At 70.0% G+C, this 20,618-nt stretch carries 22 protein-coding genes; 20 read left to right on the top strand and 2 right to left on the bottom strand.

Annotation, left to right across the window (positions count from 1 at the left end; all coding sequences use genetic code 11):
* The 16 genes from rplO (at nucleotide 1) to glmM (ending at nucleotide 13,596) form a co-directional block, all read left to right on the top strand.
* Complete coding sequence (rplO, locus tag OG295_RS13610) at nucleotides 1-456, top strand: 50S ribosomal protein L15 (RefSeq protein WP_030154704.1); 456 nt, start codon at nucleotides 1-3, stop codon at nucleotides 454-456.
* A 188-nt stretch (nucleotides 457-644) separates the two neighbouring features.
* Nucleotides 645-1,958 (top strand): preprotein translocase subunit SecY, encoded by a 1,314-nt coding sequence (gene secY, locus OG295_RS13605; protein ID WP_371677128.1) that lies wholly within the window; start codon nucleotides 645-647, stop codon nucleotides 1,956-1,958.
* Nucleotides 1,958-2,605 (top strand): adenylate kinase, encoded by a 648-nt coding sequence (locus OG295_RS13600; RefSeq protein WP_356218038.1) that lies wholly within the window; start codon nucleotides 1,958-1,960, stop codon nucleotides 2,603-2,605. Before secY ends, OG295_RS13600 begins: the two co-directional genes overlap by 1 nt.
* A gap of 92 nt (nucleotides 2,606-2,697) precedes the next feature.
* Nucleotides 2,698-3,549: a type I methionyl aminopeptidase gene (gene map / locus OG295_RS13595; protein ID WP_371677127.1), complete on the top strand. Its 852-nt coding sequence runs from the start codon at nucleotides 2,698-2,700 to the stop codon at nucleotides 3,547-3,549.
* A 138-nt stretch (nucleotides 3,550-3,687) separates the two neighbouring features.
* Nucleotides 3,688-3,909: a translation initiation factor IF-1 gene (infA, locus tag OG295_RS13590; protein WP_003956442.1), complete on the top strand. Its 222-nt coding sequence runs from the start codon at nucleotides 3,688-3,690 to the stop codon at nucleotides 3,907-3,909.
* A gap of 73 nt (nucleotides 3,910-3,982) precedes the next feature.
* Nucleotides 3,983-4,096, top strand: a complete 114-nt coding sequence (rpmJ, locus tag OG295_RS13585) for a 50S ribosomal protein L36 (RefSeq protein ID WP_003956441.1) — start codon at nucleotides 3,983-3,985, stop codon at nucleotides 4,094-4,096.
* Nucleotides 4,097-4,293: 197 nt separating this feature from the next.
* The gene (gene rpsM, locus OG295_RS13580) at nucleotides 4,294-4,674 is read left to right on the top strand and encodes a 30S ribosomal protein S13 (protein ID WP_007265919.1); all 381 of its coding nucleotides are present in this window, start codon (nucleotides 4,294-4,296) and stop codon (nucleotides 4,672-4,674) included.
* Between the two features lie 54 nt (nucleotides 4,675-4,728).
* Entirely contained in the window at nucleotides 4,729-5,133 is a 405-nt protein-coding gene (rpsK, locus tag OG295_RS13575) for a 30S ribosomal protein S11 (RefSeq protein WP_003956432.1), read from the top strand.
* Between the two features lie 150 nt (nucleotides 5,134-5,283).
* Nucleotides 5,284-6,306, top strand: coding sequence for a DNA-directed RNA polymerase subunit alpha (locus tag OG295_RS13570; RefSeq protein WP_007265920.1), 1,023 nt, complete (start codon nucleotides 5,284-5,286; stop codon nucleotides 6,304-6,306).
* Nucleotides 6,307-6,398: 92 nt separating this feature from the next.
* On the top strand, nucleotides 6,399-6,875 hold the full coding sequence (gene rplQ / locus OG295_RS13565; protein WP_007265921.1) for a 50S ribosomal protein L17: 477 nt from the start codon (nucleotides 6,399-6,401) through the stop codon (nucleotides 6,873-6,875).
* 96 nt (nucleotides 6,876-6,971) lie between these two features.
* Complete coding sequence (gene truA, locus OG295_RS13560; protein ID WP_371677125.1) at nucleotides 6,972-7,835, top strand: tRNA pseudouridine(38-40) synthase TruA; 864 nt, start codon at nucleotides 6,972-6,974, stop codon at nucleotides 7,833-7,835.
* A gap of 92 nt (nucleotides 7,836-7,927) precedes the next feature.
* Nucleotides 7,928-9,547 (top strand): ABC-F family ATP-binding cassette domain-containing protein, encoded by a 1,620-nt coding sequence (locus OG295_RS13555; protein ID WP_371677124.1) that lies wholly within the window; start codon nucleotides 7,928-7,930, stop codon nucleotides 9,545-9,547.
* A 60-nt stretch (nucleotides 9,548-9,607) separates the two neighbouring features.
* Nucleotides 9,608-10,864: a glycosyltransferase family 87 protein gene (locus OG295_RS13550; RefSeq protein WP_371677123.1), complete on the top strand. Its 1,257-nt coding sequence runs from the start codon at nucleotides 9,608-9,610 to the stop codon at nucleotides 10,862-10,864.
* A gap of 236 nt (nucleotides 10,865-11,100) precedes the next feature.
* Entirely contained in the window at nucleotides 11,101-11,544 is a 444-nt protein-coding gene (gene rplM / locus OG295_RS13545; RefSeq protein ID WP_030230678.1) for a 50S ribosomal protein L13, read from the top strand.
* Between the two features lie 42 nt (nucleotides 11,545-11,586).
* A complete protein-coding gene (gene rpsI / locus OG295_RS13540; protein WP_030230680.1) occupies nucleotides 11,587-12,102 on the top strand; it encodes a 30S ribosomal protein S9 in 516 nt (171 codons plus the stop codon).
* A 135-nt stretch (nucleotides 12,103-12,237) separates the two neighbouring features.
* Nucleotides 12,238-13,596, top strand: coding sequence for a phosphoglucosamine mutase (glmM, locus tag OG295_RS13535; RefSeq protein ID WP_371677122.1), 1,359 nt, complete (start codon nucleotides 12,238-12,240; stop codon nucleotides 13,594-13,596).
* Between the two features lie 6 nt (nucleotides 13,597-13,602).
* On the opposite strand, the gene OG295_RS13530 is transcribed toward glmM, so the two are convergent.
* On the bottom strand, nucleotides 13,603-14,568 hold the full coding sequence (locus tag OG295_RS13530; protein WP_371677121.1) for a DUF389 domain-containing protein: 966 nt from the start codon (nucleotides 14,566-14,568) through the stop codon (nucleotides 13,603-13,605).
* A 28-nt stretch (nucleotides 14,569-14,596) separates the two neighbouring features.
* Entirely contained in the window at nucleotides 14,597-15,661 is a 1,065-nt protein-coding gene (gene coaA / locus OG295_RS13525) for a type I pantothenate kinase (RefSeq protein WP_371677120.1), read from the bottom strand.
* Nucleotides 15,662-15,914: 253 nt separating this feature from the next.
* Here coaA and OG295_RS13520 point away from each other — a divergent pair, with 253 nt between their 5' ends.
* The 4 genes from OG295_RS13520 to OG295_RS13505 all read left to right on the top strand — a co-directional run bounded on the left by OG295_RS13520 (nucleotide 15,915) and on the right by OG295_RS13505 (nucleotide 20,534).
* On the top strand, nucleotides 15,915-16,697 hold the full coding sequence (locus tag OG295_RS13520) for a hypothetical protein (protein WP_371677119.1): 783 nt from the start codon (nucleotides 15,915-15,917) through the stop codon (nucleotides 16,695-16,697).
* 103 nt (nucleotides 16,698-16,800) lie between these two features.
* Nucleotides 16,801-18,651 (top strand): glutamine--fructose-6-phosphate transaminase (isomerizing), encoded by a 1,851-nt coding sequence (glmS, locus tag OG295_RS13515; protein WP_371677118.1) that lies wholly within the window; start codon nucleotides 16,801-16,803, stop codon nucleotides 18,649-18,651.
* Between the two features lie 11 nt (nucleotides 18,652-18,662).
* Nucleotides 18,663-19,031 carry a holo-ACP synthase gene (locus OG295_RS13510; RefSeq protein WP_371677117.1) on the top strand — a complete coding sequence of 123 codons (369 nt, stop codon included), beginning with the start codon at nucleotides 18,663-18,665 and terminating at the stop codon, nucleotides 19,029-19,031.
* Between the two features lie 96 nt (nucleotides 19,032-19,127).
* Nucleotides 19,128-20,534 (top strand): NAD(P)H-hydrate dehydratase, encoded by a 1,407-nt coding sequence (locus tag OG295_RS13505; protein WP_371677116.1) that lies wholly within the window; start codon nucleotides 19,128-19,130, stop codon nucleotides 20,532-20,534.
* Nucleotides 20,535-20,618: the final 84 nt, after the last annotated feature.

Raw genomic sequence — 20,618 nt, 5'->3', positions numbered from 1 at the left:
ATGGCTGAGAACAGCCCGCTGAAGGCCCACAACCTCCGTCCCGCCCCCGGCGCCAAGACCGCGAAGACCCGTGTCGGTCGTGGTGAGGCGTCGAAGGGTAAGACGGCCGGTCGTGGTACGAAGGGCCAGAAGGCCCGCTACCAGATCCCGCAGCGCTTCGAGGGTGGGCAGATGCCCCTCCACATGCGCCTGCCGAAGCTCAAGGGCTTCAAGAACCCGTTCCGCACCGAGTTCCAGGTTGTCAACCTGGACAAGCTCGGCGCTCTCTACCCCGAGGGTGGAGAGGTCACGGTGGCCGACCTGGTCGCCAAGGGCGCGGTTCGCAAGAACAGCCTCGTCAAGGTCCTGGGCCAGGGCGAGATCTCCGTGGCGCTGACGGTTTCGGTTGACGCCGTCTCCGCCTCCGCCAAGGAGAAGATTGCCGCTGCCGGCGGCACCGTCACCGAGCTCGTCTAAGACGAAACCTCAGTGACAAATAGCTAGAAACCCGACCGGGGATGCCTCACATATGGGGCATCCCCGGTTGGTCGTTCCACGGGGGGCGCAGACGCCGGTAAGGTGGCCTGCACCTTTGCTCGTACGTATTCGTCGATCCCTCAGACCGTCACCTCTGACGCAGTAGCGCGGGGGTCGCAGGAGGCACCGTGCTCACCGCGTTCGCCCGGGCGTTCAAGACGCCCGACCTGCGCAAGAAGCTGCTCTTCACGCTCGGCATCATCGTGCTGTATCGGCTCGGGTCCCACATCCCGGTACCCGGCGTGAGCTACAAGAACGTTCAGATCTGTGTCGACTCGATGGGCACCAGCAACAGCCTCTTCGGTCTCGTCAACATGTTCAGCGGCGGTGCGCTGCTGCAGATCACGATCTTCGCGCTCGGCATCATGCCGTACATCACCGCCAGCATCATCCTGCAGCTGCTGACCGTGGTCATCCCGAAGCTGGAGAACCTCAAAAAAGAGGGACAGTCCGGCACGGCGAAGATCACTCAGTACACGCGCTATTTGACGGTCGCGCTCGCGATCCTGCAGGGCACCGGCCTGGTCGCCACCGCGCGTACCGGTGCTCTGTTCGGTAGCTGCCCGGTCGCTCGGGAGATCGTCCCGAACCCCACGATCTTCACCACGGTCGTCATGGTGATCACCATGACCGCCGGCACCTGTGTCGTCATGTGGCTCGGTGAGCTCATCACCGACCGCGGCATCGGCAACGGCATGTCGATCCTCATGTTCATCTCCATCGCCGCCGGTTTCGTCGGCGCGCTGTGGACGATCAAGCTCCAGGGCAAGATCGCTGGAGGCTGGGTCGAGTTCGGCGTGGTCATCCTGGTCGGTCTCGCGATGGTCGCCCTGGTGGTCTTCGTCGAGCAGGCGCAGCGCAGGATCCCTGTTCAGTACGCCAAGCGCATGATCGGCCGCCGGGCTTATGGCGGTACGTCCACCTACATCCCGCTCAAGGTGAACCAGGCCGGTGTCATCCCGGTCATCTTCGCCTCGTCGCTGCTGTACATCCCGGCGCTGATCGTGCAGTTCAGCGGCTCGCAGGCCGGCTGGGCGACCTGGATCCAGAAGCACTTCGTCAAGGGCGACCACCCGTACTACATCGCCGCCTACTTCCTCCTGATCGTCTTCTTCGCGTTCTTCTACGTGGCGATCTCGTTCAACCCCGAGGAAGTTGCCGACAACATGAAGAAGTATGGTGGGTTCATCCCGGGCATCCGCGCCGGCCGGCCTACCGCCGAGTACCTGAGCTACGTACTCAACCGGATCACCTGGCCGGGGTCGCTGTACCTGGGTCTGATCGCTCTCGTGCCGACAATGGCGTTGGCAGGCTTCGGAGCGAACCAGAACTTCCCGTTCGGCGGGACGAGCATCCTCATCATCGTGGGTGTGGGTCTGGAAACCGTGAAGCAGATCGAGAGCCAGCTCCAGCAGCGCAATTACGAAGGGTTCCTCCGCTGATGCGAATCGTCCTCGTCGGACCTCCCGGTGCGGGCAAGGGAACGCAGGCCGCGTTCCTTGCCAAGAACCTGTCGATCCCGCACATCTCCACGGGCGACCTCTTCCGCGCCAACATCAGCCAGAACACGGAGCTGGGCCGGCGCGCGAAGGCGTTCATGGACGCCGGTGACCTCGTCCCCGACGAGATCACCATCGGCATGGCCAAGGACCGTATGGAGCAGGCGGACGCCGCGAACGGCTTCCTGCTCGACGGCTTCCCGCGCAACGTCTCCCAGGCCGAGGCGCTGGACGAGATGCTCACGGGTGCGGGCATGAAGCTCGACGCGGTCCTCGACCTGGAGGTCGAGGAGGACGAGGTCGTCAAGCGCATCGCGGGCCGGCGGATCTGCCGCCTGGACTCCTCGCACGTCTTCCACGTGACGTACGCGGCGCCGAAGGCCGAGGGTGTCTGCGACACCTGCGGCGGCGAGCTGTACCAGCGCGACGACGACTCCGAGGCCACGGTCCGCAACCGGCTGGAGGTCTACCACACGCAGACCGAGCCGATCATCGACTACTACAAGTCGCAGGGCCTCCTGGTGACGATCGCCGCCCTCGGTGAGGTGCACGAGATCACCAAGCGGGCGATGGACGCCCTCAAGAAGTAGTACCCCTGTCGTACAGGTACGGCCGCGGTGTCCCCAGGGCATCGCGGCCGTACTGTTGAGAAGACCCGTTTCGAAGCTGGAAGGCACGCCCCATGGTGCAGATCAAGACCCCCGAGCAGATCGCGAAGATGCGAGAGGCGGGGCTGGTCGTCGCCGCGATCCACGCGGCGACCCGCGAGGCGGCCGTACCGGGTGCCACCACGCGTGATCTGGACATGGTGGCCCGCAAGGTGATCGCGGACGCCGGGGCCAAGTCGAACTTCCTCGGCTACGGCGGCTTCCCCGCGACCATCTGCACCTCGGTGAACGAGGTCGTCGTCCACGGCATCCCGGACGACAAGACGGTCCTCAAGGACGGCGACATCATCTCCATCGACGCCGGGGCGATCGTGGACGGCTGGCACGGCGACGCGGCCTACACGGCCTTCGTGGGCACCGGACACGCTCAGGAGCTGGTCGAGCTCTCCCGGGTCACCGAGGAGTCCATGTGGGCCGGTATCGCGGCGATGAAGCTCGGCAACCGCCTGGTGGACATCTCGAAGGCGATCGAGACGTACATCAAGCGCCAGCCGCGGCCGTCCACCGGTGAGCACAGCCTCGGCAAGTTCGGGATCATCGAGGACTACGGCGGCCACGGCATCGGTTCCGAGATGCACATGGACCCGCACCTGCTGAACTACGTCTCGCGCAAGCGGGGCAAGGGGATCAAGCTGGTCCCGGGCCTCTGCCTGGCGATCGAGCCGATGGTCTCCCTGGGCACCGCCCAGACGGAGGTACTGGCGGACGACTGGACGGTCATCACGACGGACGGCACCTGGTCCTCGCACTGGGAGCACTCCATCGCCCTGACCGAGGCGGGTCCCATCGTCCTGACCAGCCCTGACTGTGGCAAGGCGAAGCTGGCGGAGTACGGGGTCACCACGGCTCCCGACCCCCTGGCGTAATGATCTACACTCTGGGGCAAACTTTCCGGATTCGTCTTTCTGGGTGCCCTGACGTAGACTGACTCGTCGGCTCTCGTGCACTTCCATGCCTGCATGGAGCGCGAGGCCGATCAAGGTAGCCGATTCGAAGGGCGAAGCGTGGCCAAGAAGCAAGGTGCCATCGAAATCGAGGGCACCGTGATCGAGTCCCTCCCGAACGCGATGTTCAAGGTGGAACTGCAGAACGGTCACAAGGTCCTCGCGCACATCAGCGGCAAGATGCGTATGCACTACATCCGCATCCTCCCGGATGACCGGGTCGTTGTGGAGCTGTCTCCGTACGACCTCACGCGTGGCCGGATCGTCTACCGATACAAGTAGATCTTGTCCTCACTCCTGCCTGGGCATCCGTCCCGGTGCGGGTGGTGGCACTGACCCGGAGAACCTCACCAACATGAAGGTCAAGCCGAGCGTCAAGAAGATCTGCGACAAGTGCAAGGTGATCCGCCGTCACGGTCGGGTCATGGTCATCTGCGACAACCTGCGCCACAAGCAGCGCCAGGGCTGACGCACGCCGACCGACCTGCCTTCCGCAGTTCTTCGCGCGACGTAAGAAAACGTACATACGCAGAACCCGCCCAGCCCTGAGAAGGGCCGGCGGCACCTCCGGCGGGGGCCGGGGACCCGGACGTACCACCACCCATCAGGGTGGTCGGCGGTCGGGAGTGGTTCTGCGGAAGACCCCCGAACACACAGGAGCCATTTGTGGCACGCGTTTCCGGTGTTGACATCCCGCGCGAAAAGCGCGTGGAGATCGCACTCACCTACGTCTTCGGTATCGGGCGCACCCGGTCCAAGGAGATCCTCGCCTCGACCGGCGTGAACCCGAACACCCGCGTTCGTGACCTGGCCGAAGAGGACCTCGTCAAGATCCGCGAGTACGTGGACGCCAACCTCCGTACCGAGGGTGACCTCCGCCGCGAGATCCAGGGCGACATCCGCCGCAAGATCGAGATCCAGTGCTACCAGGGTATCCGCCACCGTCGCGGCCTCCCGGTGCACGGTCAGCGCACCAGCACGAACGCGCGTACCCGCAAGGGCCCGCGTCGCGCGATCGCCGGTAAGAAGAAGCCGGGCAAGAAGTAGTCCTGTTCAGCGGTCTTGCGCTGTAGGACCGACCACCTCCCGTAGGAGATTTAGATGCCCCCCAAGGGTCGTCAGGGCGCTGCCAAGAAGGTGCGCCGCAAGGAAAAGAAGAACGTCGCTCACGGGCACGCCCACATCAAGAGCACGTTCAACAACACCATCGTCTCGATCACGGACCCCTCGGGCAACGTGATCTCCTGGGCCTCCGCCGGCCACGTCGGCTTCAAGGGCTCGCGCAAGTCCACCCCCTTCGCCGCGCAGATGGCCGCCGAGTCGGCCGCCCGCCGCGCGCAGGAGCACGGCATGCGCAAGGTCGACGTCTTCGTCAAGGGTCCCGGCTCCGGCCGTGAGACCGCGATCCGCTCCCTCCAGGCCACCGGCCTTGAGGTCGGCTCGATCCAGGACGTCACCCCCACCCCGCACAACGGCTGCCGCCCGCCCAAGCGCCGCCGCGTCTGACGCAGCGGACGCACCTGTGCGTTCTTGAGTGTCCGGGCGGTACGAACCCTTCACGGGGGACGTACCGCCCGTACCCTTGTTAGTCCGCAGCCCTGTGCTGCACCCGTCGGGCGTCAAATAGTGGGCGTCCACGACTGAAGGAACACAGACATGCTTATCGCTCAGCGTCCTTCGCTGACCGAAGAGGTCGTCGACGAGTACCGCTCGCGGTTCGTGATCGAGCCGCTGGAGCCGGGCTTCGGTTACACCCTCGGCAACTCCCTGCGCCGTACCCTCCTGTCCTCCATCCCGGGTGCCGCTGTCACCAGCATCCGCGTGGACGGCGTCCTGCACGAGTTCACCACCGTGCCGGGCGTCAAGGAAGACGTCACGGACATCATCCTCAACATCAAGCAGCTGGTCGTCTCCTCGGAGCACGACGAGCCGGTCGTGATGTACCTGCGCAAGCAGGGTCCCGGCCTGGTCACCGCTGCCGACATCGCGCCCCCGGCCGGTGTCGAGGTGCACAACCCGGACCTGGTCCTCGCCACGCTCAACGGCAAGGGCAAGCTGGAGATGGAGCTGACCGTCGAGCGCGGTCGCGGCTACGTCTCCGCCGTCCAGAACAAGCAGCTGGGCCAGGAGATCGGCCGCATCCCGGTCGACTCCATCTACAGCCCGGTCCTCAAGGTCACCTACAAGGTCGAGGCGACCCGAGTCGAGCAGCGCACCGACTTCGACAAGCTGATCGTCGACGTCGAGACCAAGCAGGCCATGCGCCCGCGCGACGCCATGGCGTCCGCCGGCAAGACCCTGGTCGAGCTGTTCGGTCTGGCGCGCGAGCTCAACATCGACGCCGAGGGCATCGACATGGGCCCGTCCCCGACGGACGCCGCCCTGGCCGCCGACCTGGCGCTGCCGATCGAGGAGCTGGAGCTCACCGTTCGGTCGTACAACTGCCTCAAGCGCGAGGGCATCCACTCCGTGGGTGAGCTCGTCGCCCGCTCCGAGGCCGACCTGCTCGACATCCGCAACTTCGGTGCGAAGTCGATCGACGAGGTCAAGGCGAAGCTGGCCGGCATGGGCCTGGCCCTCAAGGACAGCCCGCCCGGATTCGACCCGACCGCCGCCGCCGACGCCTTCGGCGCCGACGACGACGCGGACGCCGGTTTCGTCGAGACCGAGCAGTACTAAGCAGCACCCGTAGATCTTTCCCGCGGCGTCCGCCCCGGGGGAACTGACACCGGTACCTGACACGGCCGGTGCAGATATGAAGGAGTAACACCATGCCGCGTCCCGCAAAGGGTGCCCGCCTGGGCGGTTCCGCCGCGCACGAGAAGCACCTCCTCGCGAACCTCGCGAAGGCGCTCTTCGAGCACGGCCGCATCACCACCACCGAGGCCAAGGCCCGTCGCCTGCGTCCCTACGCCGAGCGTCTGGTCACCAAGGCCAAGAAGGGCGACATCCACAACCGTCGCCTGGTGCTGCAGACGATCACGGACAAGAGCATCGTGCACACGCTGTTCACCGAGATCGCCCCGCGTTACGAGAACCGCCCCGGTGGTTACACGCGCATCACCAAGATCGGCAACCGTCGTGGCGACAACGCCCCGATGGCGGTCATCGAGCTGGTCGAGGCCCTGACGGTCGCCCAGCAGGCCACCGGTGAGGCCGAGGCCGCCACCAAGCGCGCGGTCAAGGAGGCGGAGGCCAAGGCCGAGGCCACCGAGACCGAGGCTGTCGAGGAGACCAAGGAGGCCTGATCCCGCTACGGGATCGAGTTTTCTTGATCGGCTCTGAACGGGCCCGCCCCTTCCCGGGGCGGGCCCGTTCTGCATTTCTGAGAGAGGATCTGTCACGTGGGTGACGAGGTGGAGCCCGGTCACGTCCGGGTGCGGCTGGACCTGTCGTACGACGGCAAGGACTTCTCCGGCTGGGCGAAGCAGCGGACGCTGCGGACCGTGCAGGGCGAGCTGGAGAGCGCCCTGCAGACCGTGATGCGCCTCAAGGAGCCCGTCGACCTGACCGTCGCCGGGCGCACCGACGCCGGGGTGCACGCGCGCGGGCAGGTCGCGCAGTTCGACCTGGCCGGGGAGGTGTGGGCCGAGCACCACGACAAGCTGTTGCGCCGCCTCGCGGGCCGGCTCCCGCACGACGTGCGGGTCTGGAAGGCCGCGGAGGCCCCCGAGGGCTTCAACGCCCGGTTCTCCGCCATCTGGCGCCGCTACGCCTACCGGGTCGGCGACCACCAGGCGGGCGTCGACCCGCTGCGCCGCGGGCACGTGCTGTGGCACCAGTGGCCGCTGGACGTGGACGCCATGAACGAGGCCGCCGCCGCGCTGCTCGGCGAGCACGACTTCGCCGCGTACTGCAAGAAGCGCGAGGGTGCCACGACCATCCGTACGCTCCAGGAGCTCAGCTGGGTGCGGGACGCGGACGGGATCGTCACCGCGACGGTGCGGGCCGACGCGTTCTGCCACAACATGGTCCGCTCGCTGGTCGGAGCGCTGCTGCACGTGGGCGACGGGCACCGGCCCGTGGAGTGGCCCGGACAGGTCCTGGCCGCCGCCGTACGGGACTCCTCGGTGCACGTGGTGAAGCCGCACGGGCTGACCCTGGAGGAGGTCGGCTACCCGGCGGACGAGCTGCTGGCCGCCCGCAGCAAGGAGGCGCGGAACATGCGGACCCTGCCGGGGGCGGGCGGCGGCTGCGGGGGCTGCTGAGCCCCGGTCCGGCGGCGCTCACCGGGCCCCACCGGGCCTCACCGGGCCAAACCGTTTGGGCGGATCGCCGCCGGGCCGGGACAATGCCCCGCATGGGACATCTCGAAGCCAGCCACCTGGAGTACTACCTTCCCGACGGGCGGGTCCTGCTCCCCGACGTCTCCTTCCGTGTGGGGGAGGGGTCGGTCGTCGCCCTGGTCGGGGCGAACGGGGCCGGCAAGACCACGCTGCTGAAGCTGATCTCCGGTGAGCTCCAGCCGCACGGCGGCGGGGTGACGATCAGCGGCGGGCTCGGCGTGATGTCGCAGTTCGTGGGCTCGGTGCGGGACGAGACGACCGTGCGGGACCTGCTGGTGTCGGTGGCGCAGCCGCGGATCCGGGAGGCCGCGAAGGCCGTGGACCGGGCCGAGCAGCTGATCCTGACGGTGGACGACGAGGCCGCGCAGATGGCGTACGCGCAGGCGCTCAGCGACTGGGCGGACGTCCAGGGCTACGAGGCGGAGACCCTGTGGGACGTCTGCACGATGGCCGCGCTGGCGATCCCGTACGACAGCGCGCAGTTCCGCGAGGTGCGCACGCTGTCGGGCGGTGAGCAGAAGCGCCTGGTCCTGGAGGCGCTGCTGCGCGGGCCGGACGAGGTGCTGCTGCTCGACGAGCCGGACAACTACCTGGACGTCCCGGGCAAGCGGTGGCTGGAGGAGCAGCTGCGGGCCACCCGCAAGACGGTGCTGTTCGTCTCCCACGACCGGGAGCTGCTGACCCAGGCCGCCGAGAAGATCATCAGTCTGGAGGCGAGCCCGACGGGCAGCGACGTGTGGGTGCACGGCGCGGGCTTCGGGACGTACCACGAGGCCCGCAAGGAGCGCTTCGCGCGGTTCGAGGAGCTCAAGCGGCGCTGGGACGAGGAGCACGCCCGGCTGAAGGCGCTGGTGCTGCGGCTGCGCAACCAGGCGGCTTCCAGCCCCGACATGGCCTCGCGCTACCGGGCGATGCAGACGCGCTTCCAGAAGTTCGAGGAGGCCGGACCGCCGCCGGAGCCGCCGCGCGAGCAGGACATCAGGATGCGGCTGAAGGGCGGGCGCACCGGGGTGCGCGCGCTGACCGTGGAGAACCTGGAGCTGACGGGGCTGATGAAGCCCTTCTCGCTGGAGGTGTTCTACGGGGAGCGCGTCGCGGTGCTCGGCTCGAACGGTTCCGGCAAGTCGCACTTCCTGCGGCTGCTGGCGGGCGAGGACGTCAAGCACACGGGCGACTGGAAGCTGGGCGCACGGGTGCTGCCGGGCCATTTCGCGCAGACGCACGCGCATCCGGAGCTGTTCGGCCGCACGCTCGTCGACATCCTGTGGACGGAGGCGGCGAAGCCGCTGGGCGCGGCGATGGGCGCCCTGCGCCGCTACGAGCTGGAGCGTCAGGCGGAGCAGCCGTTCGAGAAGCTCTCGGGCGGGCAGCAGGCGCGTTTCCAGATCCTGCTGCTGGAGCTGGCCGGCACCACGGCGCTGCTGCTGGACGAGCCGACGGACAACCTCGACCTGGAGTCGGCGGAGGCGCTGCAGGACGGGCTGGAGTCGTACGACGGCACGGTGCTGTGCGTGACGCACGACCGCTGGTTCGCGCGGACATTTGACCGTTACCTGGTCTTCGGTTCGGACGGTGTTGTACGGGAGACTCAGGAGCCTGTCTGGGACGAACGCAGGGTCGAGCGCAAGCGGTAGGCCGTCGACCCCTGCGAGGCAAGGGGAGGCGCTGTGGGGCTGCGGCCTGGCATCTGGCTCATGAAGCGGGACCGCCCGTCGGCGGCCGGCCGGCGGACCGCCTGGCTGACGGAGCCGGCGCCCCGGTCCTGGCGGGCGCTCTCGCTGCTGGTCCTGCTGACGGTCTCGGTCTCGGCGAGCCTGCGCCCGAACTGGGGCTCCGACAACGCGTTCGTGGTCAAGGCCGCGGACGCGTTGCTGTCGGGGGTCTCGCCGTACGAGGACAAGCGGTTCCTGTACCTGCCCAGCGCCGTGATCATGGCGGTGCCCGAGGCGATGGTCCCGCGGGAGGCGCTGCGCTGGCTGCTGCCGCTGGGGATGACCGGGCTCGTGGGGGTGGGCTGGTGGGCCTCGCTGCGGCTGTTCGCGGTGCCGCTGTGCTCGCGGTTCGCGGTGGCCGGTCTCGGGCTGCTCGCGCTGGCCTACAAGCCGTACGCGAACCTCGTGCTGATCGGGAACTGGACGGCGATCTCGGCGGCCGCCCTGCCGGTCGCCCTGCTGCTGGCGCACCGGCGCTCGTGGGCCGCGGCGGGGCTGGTGGTGGGGCTGGCGATCGCCTGCAAGCCGATGCTGGTGCCGATCGGTCTGCTCTTCGTCCTGGCCCGGCAGTGGCGGGGGCTGGTGGGGGCGGTGCTGGTGCCGGTGGGGCTGTCGCTGGTGGGGGCCCTGCTGATGCCGAGCCCGACGCTGTTCTTCACCAAGACCCTGCCGTTCCTCTTCAAGGGGCAGGACGCCTACGCGCTGCCCTGGGACGCCTCGCCGATCGCGGTGCTGCCGCGGCTGGGGCTGCCGGTGGCGGTGGCGGTGGCGGTGGCGGGCGCGGGGGCGCTGGCCGGGCTGTGGGCGGTGCGCGTGCGGTGGCGGCGTTCGGAGGGGGAGGCCGACGGGGGTGCGCTGCGGCTGGCGGAGACGTCGTGCATGGTGATGCTCGCCGCATTCCTGGTGTCGCGGCCGTCCTTCGACCACTACCTGCTGGTGGTGCTGCCGCCGCTGCTGGCGTCGGGGGTGCGGGAGGGGTCGATGCCGCGTACGCCCTGGTTCTGGCTGGCCCTGATGCCCCAGGCGGCCCTCGTCCCGTGGCCCTCCGAGCTGGCCCACAAGCGTCGCGCGTTCAGAGACATGGTGGCCCTGTGCGGGCTCACGGGTCTGCTGCTGCGTCGTGTGCTGCGCTCCGGTCGGGTTACTCTGGGACCCGTAACAACTGCGGGGTCCCCATCCAGGACCGAACCGGAGTGCGCCGCGACGTCAGCAGCATCGGCATCGCGGACCGCGTTTTGACCCGTACGGGTCTTCTTGGGTACTCTGCTGGTTTGTTATGCGTATTGGCTTTCTCATTCTCACGTGAAAGGGCCTTACGCCGGTCCACCGGGCCGATGACCAGCGGTTCACACGGGTTGCGTCCCCGATGTGGACAAGCGGCTGTCGTGATCGTCCGTGGTGACCCTGTCAGGACCCTTCCCGCGGGGCTCGTGCCCTATGGGATGACCCACCACTGAAGAAGCGAAGGCATACGCGTGCGTACGTTCAGCCCCAAGCCCGGCGACATCTCGCGCCAGTGGCTCGTCATCGACGCCCAGGACGTTGTCCTCGGCCGTCTGGCGACCCAGGCCGCTGCCCTCCTGCGGGGTAAGCACAAGCCGACCTACGCCCCCCACATGGACATGGGCGACTTCGTCATCATCGTCAACGCCGACAAGGTTCACCTGTCCGGCAACAAGGCGACCCAGAAGATGGCGTACCGCCACTCCGGCTTCCCGGGTGGTCTGCGTTCGGTCCGCTACGACGACCTCCTGGCGAACAACCCGGAGAAGGCCGTCGAGAAGGCCATCAAGGGCATGCTCCCCAAGAACACCCTGGGCCGTCAGATGCTCTCGAAGCTGAAGGTCTACTCGGGCGACCAGCACCCCCACGCTGCCCAGCAGCCGGTGCCGTTCGAGATCACCCAGGTCGCGCAGTAGTTCCGGCCACCCCCTAAGACGTAGAAAATTCTGAGGAGCATCGTGGCCGAGACCACCGCCGAGACCCCCGTCGAAGAGTTCGAGGGCGTCGAGGAGTACACCACCGAGTCCGAGGTCGTCGTCGAGGGCGACTACACCTCCGAGTCGCTTGCCGGTCGCTTCGGCGACCCCCAGCCGGCCGCCGGCCTGGGCCGTCGCAAGAACGCCATCGCCCGCGTCCGGATCGTTCCGGGCACCGGCAAGTGGAAGATCAACGGTCGCACCCTTGAGGACTACTTCCCCAACAAGGTGCACCAGCAGGAAGTCAACGAGCCCTTCAAGCTCCTGGAGCTCGACGGCCGTTACGACGTCATCGCCCGCATCGCGGGTGGCGGCGTCTCCGGTCAGGCCGGTGCCCTGCGCCTCGGCGTTGCCCGTGCGCTGAACGAGGCGGACGTGGACAACAACCGCCCGGCGCTGAAGAAGGCCGGCTTCCTTTCCCGCGACGACCGTGCGGTCGAGCGCAAGAAGGCCGGTCTCAAGAAGGCCCGTAAGGCTCCGCAGTACAGCAAGCGTTAATCTGCGCCTGCTGTTCTGCAACGAAACCGCCCCGGCAGCACTCTCCGTGCTGTCGGGGCGGTTCGTTTACCGCCACAAGCGGCAATACCTGTCACAAGCGGTCACAAAGCGAAGCGTGAACTCGGGAGGACAACTGTGGGACGACTCTTCGGGACGGACGGTGTACGAGGCGTCGCCAATGCGGATCTGACGGCCGAGCTCGCGCTCGGCCTCTCCGTGGCGGCCGCACACGTACTGGCCGAGGCGGGCACCTTCGCGGGCCACCGGGCCACGGCGGTCGTCGGCCGCGATCCCCGCGCGTCGGGCGAGTTCCTGGAGGCCGCGGTGGTCGCGGGCCTCGCCAGCGCCGGCGTGGACGTCCTGCGCGTCGGTGTGCTGCCCACCCCGGCGGTGGCGTATCTCACCGGTGCGCTGGGCGCCGACCTCGGCGTGATGCTCTCCGCCAGCCACAACGCCATGCCCGACAACGGCATCAAGTTCTTCGCGCGCGGCGGCCACAAGCTCGCCGACGACCTGGAGGACCGGATCGAGTCGGTCTACGAGGAGCACCGCACGGGCGCTCCCTGGGACCGCCCCACCGGTGACGGCGTCGGCCGCGTCTCGGACTACACCGAGGGCTTCGACAAGTACGTCGCCCACCTCATCGGGGTCCTGCCGAACCGGCTCGACGGCCTGAAGGTCGTCCTCGACGAGGCCCACGGCGCGGCCGCCTACGTCTCGCCCGAGGCCTTCACCCGCGCGGGCGCGGAGATCGTCACGATCGGCGCCGAGCCCGACGGCCTCAACATCAACGACGGCTGCGGCTCCACCCACCTTGGACTGCTCAAGGCGGCCGTCGTCGAGCACGGCGCCGACCTCGGCATCGCGCACGACGGCGACGCCGACCGCTGCCTGGCCGTGGACCACACCGGCGCCGAGGTCGACGGCGACCAGATCCTCGCCGTGCTGGCCCTGGCCATGCGCGAGGCGGGCCAGCTGCGCGAGAACACCGTGGTCGGCACCGTCATGTCCAACCTGGGCTTCAAGCTGGCGATGGAGGCCGAGGGCATCCAGGTCGTGCAGACCGGGGTCGGTGACCGCTACGTGCTGGAGTCGATGAAGGAGCACGGCTACGCGCTGGGCGGCGAGCAGTCCGGCCACGTGATCATCCTCGACCACGCGACCACCGGCGACGGCACGCTGACCGGCCTGATGCTGGCGGCGCGCGTCGCCGCCACCGGGCGGGGGCTGGCCGATCTGGCCGGGGTCATGACGCGGCTGCCGCAGATCCTGATCAACGTCCCGGACGTGGACAAGTCCCGGGTCGCGACCTCCGGCGAGCTGGCCGCGGCCGTCGCCGACGCCGAGCGCGAGCTGGGCACCACCGGCCGGGTGCTGCTGCGCCCCTCCGGCACCGAGCCCCTCGTGCGGGTGATGGTGGAGGCCGCCGACATCGAGCAGGCCCGCGCGGTCGCCGGGCGGCTGGCGGACGCGGTGAAGTCGGCGCTCGGCTAGCCCCGGCTACTTCGAGGTGCGCCGTGGCGCACCCGGCGGGCGGATCATCCGGCCCTGCTGGGTGCGCCACAGCAGTTTCCAGGCGATGAGGGTCAGGCTCCCGGACAGGACGATGCCCAGCAGGTTCAGCGACAGCTGTATGGCCGAGCCCCACATCTGGCCGAGGTCCCCGTAGGACAGGGCCACGGCGGCGTTGGCGGCGGCGGGGACGGTGGTGACCGAGATGGCCACGCCGACCAGGGCGCCGGACTTCGCCGAGGTCAGCGAGAGCATGCCGACCACGCCGGCGAGCAGGGCCACGACGAAGGAGAACGGGTCGGGCTGCCAGATGAAACTGGTGTTGGGCCGGGGGTCGTCCAGCATGCTCTCGTGGAAGAGCCCGAGCGCGTCCATCGCCAGGCTGAACACGGTCGTCCCCACGATCGCGGCGGCGAAGCCGACCGACAGGGCGACCGCGGAGCGCGCGGTCAGCCTCGGGGCGCGCTGCACCAGGCCCGTACAGATCCCGGCGAGCGGGCCGAACTCCGGACCGACGGCCATCGCGCCGACGATCAGGACCGCGTTGTCCAGGACCACGCCGCAGGCCGCGATCATCGTGGCAACGATCATGAACACGCTGTAGGTGATCGTGAGGGTGGACTCCTCGTGGGTGGACTCGGCGAGCTGTTCCCAGATCACCGCGTCCGCGGCCTCGCCCGGAGCCTCCTCCTCCGCCATATCGGCGCGTCGCGAGATCGACAGGTCGATGTGCTCGACGGCGATCGACCCCGATTCGTCGAGGCGGAGCGCGCGCATCTCCTGCAGCAGCTCGTCGGCCGCCTCGCGGGCCACGTCGCACATCACCACGTCGCCCGCGGGGTCGCGGGCGGCGCCGGTCAGCACGACCAGGTGCGTGGTGCCGACCGTCCGGTCGATCAGCTCCACGACCTGCTCCGTCAGGGCGTGCGGGGTGATCATCCTCAGATGCAGCATGCCCGCACCCTAACCGTCCGGGGCCGGCTCAGAGTTTGCGCAGGCTCAGCTTCTGGACCTTGTGGTCGGGGCCCTTGCGCACGACGAGGGTGGCGCGCCCGCGGGTGGGCGCCACGTTCTCCAGCAGGTTGGGCTTGTTGATGGTCCGCCACATCGTCTGGGCGTACTCCAGGGCCTCCTCCTCGGAGACCTGGGTGTACTTGCGGAAGTAGGAGAAGGGGTTCTGGAACGCCGTCTCGCGCAGCTTCCGGAAGCGGTTGAGGTACCAGCGCTCGATGTCCTCGGGCCGCGCGTCCACGTACACGCTGAAGTCGAAGTAGTCGGCCAGGCCGACGCGGGTGCGGCCGTCCTTGCCGGGCAGGGCCGGCTGGAGGACGTTCAGCCCCTCGACGATCAGGATGTCGGGGCGGCGCACGACGAGCCGCTCGTCCGGGACGATGTCGTAGATCAGGTGCGAGTAGACCGGGGCCGTGACCTCGTCCTTGCCCGCCTTGATGTCGGCGACGAAACGGGTCAGCGCCCGGCGGTCGTAGGACTCCGGGAAGCCCTTGCGGGCGGTCAGGCCGCGCCGCTGGAGCTCCTTCATCGGGTACAGGAACCCGTCCGTGGTGACCAGCTCGACGCGGGGGTGCTCGGGCCAGCGCGCGAGGAGGGCCTGGAGCAGGCGGGCCACCGTCGACTTGCCCACCGCGACCGAGCCGGCGACACCTATGACGAAGGGGGTGCCCTGCTGGGCGCCGTGCCCGTTGCCGGCGTCGCCGAGGAAGGTGTTCAGCGTGCCGCGCAGGTTGCTGGTGGCGCCGACGTAGAGGTTGAGCAGGCGGGAGAGCGGGAGGTAGACGTCGCGCACCTCGTCGAGGTCGATGACGTCGCCGAGACCGCGCAGCCGCTCGACCTCCTCCGCCGTCAGGGGCAGCGGCGTGCGCTCCCGCAGGGCGCTCCACTCCGCGCGGGTGAGGTCGACGTAGGGGGAGGCCTCGTGGCCCCGGCGGCGCGTGGGGTGCGCGGCGGGCTCGGGGTGCGTGGGGTGCTCCGATCCGAGGGAGCGCTCCGTTGCGCTGTCCGGCGTGCTTCGTGGCGGCGAAGTGATCACAGGGCCATTGTCGGGGCTCGGGGCCGGTCGTGGGTGGTGGGTTCGGTCACGTGGCCGACGGTCCCGTCGAAGGCGCAGGTGGTGGGGTTGTACGGGTGTGGGTATCGATCGGAACCCCGTCCCGTCTCATGCCGATCACGATTGGCCTCCGGCGGCGGGAACTCCGGCCGGACGTTCGGAGGGGTCGTACATTGATCGCTACCGCTACGCCGTTCCGTGTGCGTGCGGTGTCTTTTTCCCTGGGGGATCCTTCGTGCGCAGCACCCTTGTCCGTCGTACCGTCCTGACCGCCTCCGCGGTGTCCCTGGCCCTGCTCGCCACCGCCTGTGGCTCCGACAAGGCCGACACCGGGGGCGACGCCAAGCCCGACCCGCGGCCGTCCGCGCCGTCGGCCGCTCCCGCCGCGAAGGGCAAGACGGACGCGGAGCTGGCCGGTCTGCTGGTCACGCAGGCGGACGTCCCGGACTACGTGATCAACGCCCAGGCCGCCGCCAAGCTGTCCAAGGTCGACGAGACCCAGGTCACCACCGACAAGCCCGCCTGCAAGGTCCTGGTGCAGACCCAGGCCCTCCAGAAGGTCGGCAAGCCTTCCGGTGTCGCCCGTACCGCGCTGGGAGCCAAGCCGAAGGACCCGGCGGCCGGCGCCTCGCCCGAGGAGAAGCTGGAAGCGGTCAAGAACGCCCTCGGCACCACGGCGACCCTGACCGGCCTGTCCTCCTACGAGGGCCAGGGCGCGGCGGAGACCCTCGCGGCCTTCAAGACCGCCGGGCAGATCTGCGCGGGCGGGTTCTCCTCCACCTCGGAGGGCGACACCACCAAGTACGAGGGCGTGGCCGCGGGCCCGGCCGTCACCGCCGGCGACGAGGCCGTCAGCCTGGCCCTCACCATCGACATGGAGGGCGGCGACAAGGGCACCCTGCTCCTCGTCATGGCGCGCAAGGGCGGCACGGTGGCCTCCTTCAGCTCGATCAGCCTCCTGGGCAAGGCCGACTCCCCGACGGCCCTGATCGACGCTCAGGTCAAGAAGCTCGGCTGACCCCACGCGCCCGCACGTCAACCCCGCCCGGCGATTCGCCGGGCGGGTTTTCGTCTTGTTCGGGTACGGGGCAGACGGCCGACCAGCGCGTACGCTGCGGCCTATGTGCGGAATTGTGGGTTACGTGGGAGCGCAGTCTGCGCTCGATGTGGTCATCGCCGGACTGAAGCGGCTGGAGTACCGCGGCTACGACTCGGCCGGCATCGCGGTCCTCGCCGACGGCGAACTCGCCAACGTCAAGAAGGCCGGGAAACTGGTCAACCTGGAGAAGGAGCTCGTCGGGCACCCGCTGCCGGCCGGTTCCACCGGACTCGGGCACACCCGGTGGGCGACCCACGGCGGGCCCACCGACGTCAACGCCCATCCCCACCTGGACAACTCCGGCCGGGTGGCCGTCGTGCACAACGGCATCATCGAGAACTTCGCCGCGCTGCGCGCCGAACTGGCCGAGCGCGGGCACCGGCTGGAGTCCGATACGGACACCGAGGTGGTCGCGCACCTGCTCGCCGAGCGGTTCTCGGCCACCGGGGGCGGCCTGGCCGAGGCGATGCGGCAGGTGTGCCGGCGCCTGGAGGGCGCCTTCACCCTCGTCGCGGTGCACGCCGACGAGCCGGACGTGGTGGTCGGCGCCCGCCGCAACTCCCCCCTGGTGGTCGGCGTGGGGGAGGGCGAGAACTTCCTCGCCTCGGACGTGGCGGCCTTCATCGCCCACACCCGATCCGCGATCGAACTGGGACAGGACCAGGTCGTCGAACTGCGCCGCGACGAGGTCACGGTGACGGACTTCCACGGGGCGCCCGCGGACGTGCGCGCGTACCACGTGGACTGGGACGCGTCGGCGGCCGAGAAGGGGGGCTACGACTACTTCATGCTCAAGGAGATCGCCGAGCAGCCCAAGGCCGTCGCCGACACCCTCCTCGGCCGGATCGACGCGAGCGGCCTGCTGACCCTGGACGAGGTGCGCATCCCCGCCGCGGTGCTCCGCGAGGTCGACAAGGTCGTGATCGTGGCGTGCGGTACGGCGTACCACGCGGGCATGATCGCGAAGCTGGCCATCGAGCACTGGACCCGCATCCCCTGCGAGACGGAGCTTGCCAGCGAGTTCCGCTACCGCGACCCGATCCTCGACCGGCGGACGCTGGTGATCGCGATCTCGCAGTCCGGCGAGACCATGGACACCCTGATGGCGCTGCGCCACGCCCGCGAGCAGGGGGCCAGGGTGCTGGCCGTCTGCAACACCAACGGATCGACGATCCCGCGCGAGTCGGACGCCGTGCTGTACACGCACGCCGGTCCCGAGGTGGCCGTCGCCTCCACCAAGGCGTTCCTGACGCAGCTGGTCGCCTGCTACCTGGTCGCGCTGTACCTCGGGCAGGTGCGGGGCACCAAGTGGGGCGACGAGATCGAGGCCGTGATCCGGGAGCTGTCGGACATCGCCGGCGCGGTCGACACCGTGCTGGAGACGATGGAGCCGGTACGGCGCCTCGCGCGCTCGCTGGCCGACAAGGACACCGTGCTGTTCCTCGGGCGGCACGTCGGGTACCCGGTGGCGCTGGAGGGCGCGCTCAAGCTCAAGGAGCTGGCGTACATGCACGCCGAGGGCTTCGCGGCGGGCGAGCTCAAGCACGGTCCGATCGCGCTGATCGAGGAGGACCTCCCGGTGGTGGTGGTCGTACCGTCCCCGCGCGGGCGCTCGGTCCTGCACGACAAGATCGTCTCGAACATCCAGGAGATCCGGGCGCGCGGGGCGCGGACCATCGTGATCGCGGAGGAGGGCGACGAGGCGGTGGTCCCGTACGCCGACCACCTGATCCGCATCCCGGCGACCCCGACGCTGCTCCAGCCGCTGGTGGCGACGGTGCCGCTGCAGGTGTTCGCGTGCGAGCTGGCGACGGCGCGGGGCAACGAGGTGGACCAGCCGCGTAACCTCGCCAAGTCCGTGACCGTGGAGTAGTTGGGGTTGTTGTGATCGTCGGTGTGGGGATTGACGTTGCGGAGATCGAGCGGTTCGGGGCCGCGCTGGAGCGGACGCCGAACCTGGCGCGGCGGCTCTTCCTCGACTCCGAGCTGACGCTGCCGGGCGGCGAGCGGCGCGGGACCGCCTCGCTCGCCGCCCGGTTCGCGGCCAAGGAGGCCCTGGCCAAGGCGCTCGGCGCGCCCGGCGGGCTGCTGTGGACCGACGCCGAGGTGTACGTGGAGGAGTCCGGGCAGCCCCGGCTGCGGGTGTCCGGGACGGTCGAGGCGCGGGCGAAGGCGCTCGGTGTGACGTCCTGGCACATCTCGCTGAGCCATGACGCCGGGGTCGCGTCCGCCGTGGTGATCGCGGAGAGGTAGGGGTCCGGTCCGGGTACGGGGTCCGGTCCGGGTACGGGCTCAGGCCGGGGCCCCGGCCTGCGGCCTCCGGGCCCGGCCTTCGGGCACGCTGGTGCCATGCGTACTGCTTACAGCGTGGAGACCGTACGGGCCGCCGAGCGCGAGCTGATGGCCCGGCTGCCGGAAGGCGCCCTGATGGCGCGGGCCGCGGCCGGGCTGGCCGCCGTGTGCGCGGGGCTGTTGGGGCGGGTGTACGGCTCCCGCGTCGTGGTGCTGGCCGGCCCGGGGGACAACGGCGGCGACGCCCTGTACGCGGGTGCGCGGCTGGCGCGGCGCGGGGCCCGGGTGACGGCGGTGCCGATGGATCCGGCGCGGATGCACCCGGGCGGGCTCGCCGCGCTGCGGGCCGCCGGGGGCCGCGTCGAGCGGTCCGTCCCGGAGCGGGCGGACCTCGTCCTGGACGGGCTGCTCGGGATCGGCGGCCGGGGCGGGCTGCGGCCGGCCGCCGCCGCGCTGGCGCAGCGGATCCCGGCGGGCGCGCTCGTGGTCGCCGTGGACCTGCCGAGCGGGGTCGACGCGGACACCGGGGAGGTGGCGGGCCCGGCCGTGGCGGCCGACGTGACGGTGACCTTCGGCGCGTACAAGCCGGGGCTGCTGATCGACCCCGGGGCCTCGCGGGTGGGCGCGGTGCGGCTGGTCGACATCGGACTGGAGCTCGCGGAGCCCGTGGAGCCCGTGCTGGAAGCCCTCCAGCACGCCGACGTGGCGGGGCTGCTGCCGGTGCCGACGGCGTCGAGCGACAAGTACCGGCGGGGCGTGGTCGGGGTCGTCGCCGGGTCCGAGCAGTACCCGGGCGCCGCGGTGCTGGCCGTCGAGGGGGCGCTGCGGGGCGGCGCGGGCGCGGTGCGGTACGTGGGGCCGGCGGCCGACGCCGTGCTCGCGCGCCACCCGGAGGTGCTGGTCGGGCGGGGCCGGGTGCAGGCCTGGGTGGTCGGACCGGGGATCGGGGCCGGGCGGAGCGCGGAGGTCGCGCGGGCGCTGGCCGACCGGGACGTGCCGGTGCTGGTGGACGCGGACGGGCTGCGGGGACTGGACCCCGACGTGGTGCGGGGGCGCCGGGCCGCGACCCTGCTGACCCCGCACGCGGGGGAGGCGGCGGCGCTGCTGGGGGTGCCGAGGGAGTCGGTGGAGGCCGGGCGGCTGGCCGCCGCACGGGAGCTGGCGGGGCGGTACGGGGCGGCCGTGCTGCTGAAGGGGGCGACGACGCTGGTCGCCCCCGCCGGGCCGGGCCCGGTCCGGGTGAACCCGACCGGGACCCCGTGGCTGGCCACCGCCGGGAGCGGGGACGTGCTGTCGGGGCTGGCCGGGGCGCTGCTGGCGGGCGGGCTGCCGGGGGTCGACGCCGGGTCGGTGGCGGCGTACCTCCACGGGCTGGCCGGGAGGCTGGCCGCCGACGGGGCTCCGGTGGTGGCGCAGGAGGTGGCGGCCGCCCTTCCGGCGGCGTGGCGCGACGTCACGTCCTGACCCCGGGAACCGGGTCGCGCCGGGGCCGGTTCGGCGCGGCCGGGCGGGTAGAGACGGGGCGGGGCGGGGGTTCTGAGAGACTGT

The sequence above is a fragment of the Streptomyces sp. NBC_01276 genome (assembly GCF_041435355.1).
Taxonomy (GTDB): Bacteria; Actinomycetota; Actinomycetes; order Streptomycetales; family Streptomycetaceae; genus Streptomyces.
Note: the sequence above shows the minus strand (reverse complement) of the source record. Positions and strands in the feature narration are given on the sequence as shown.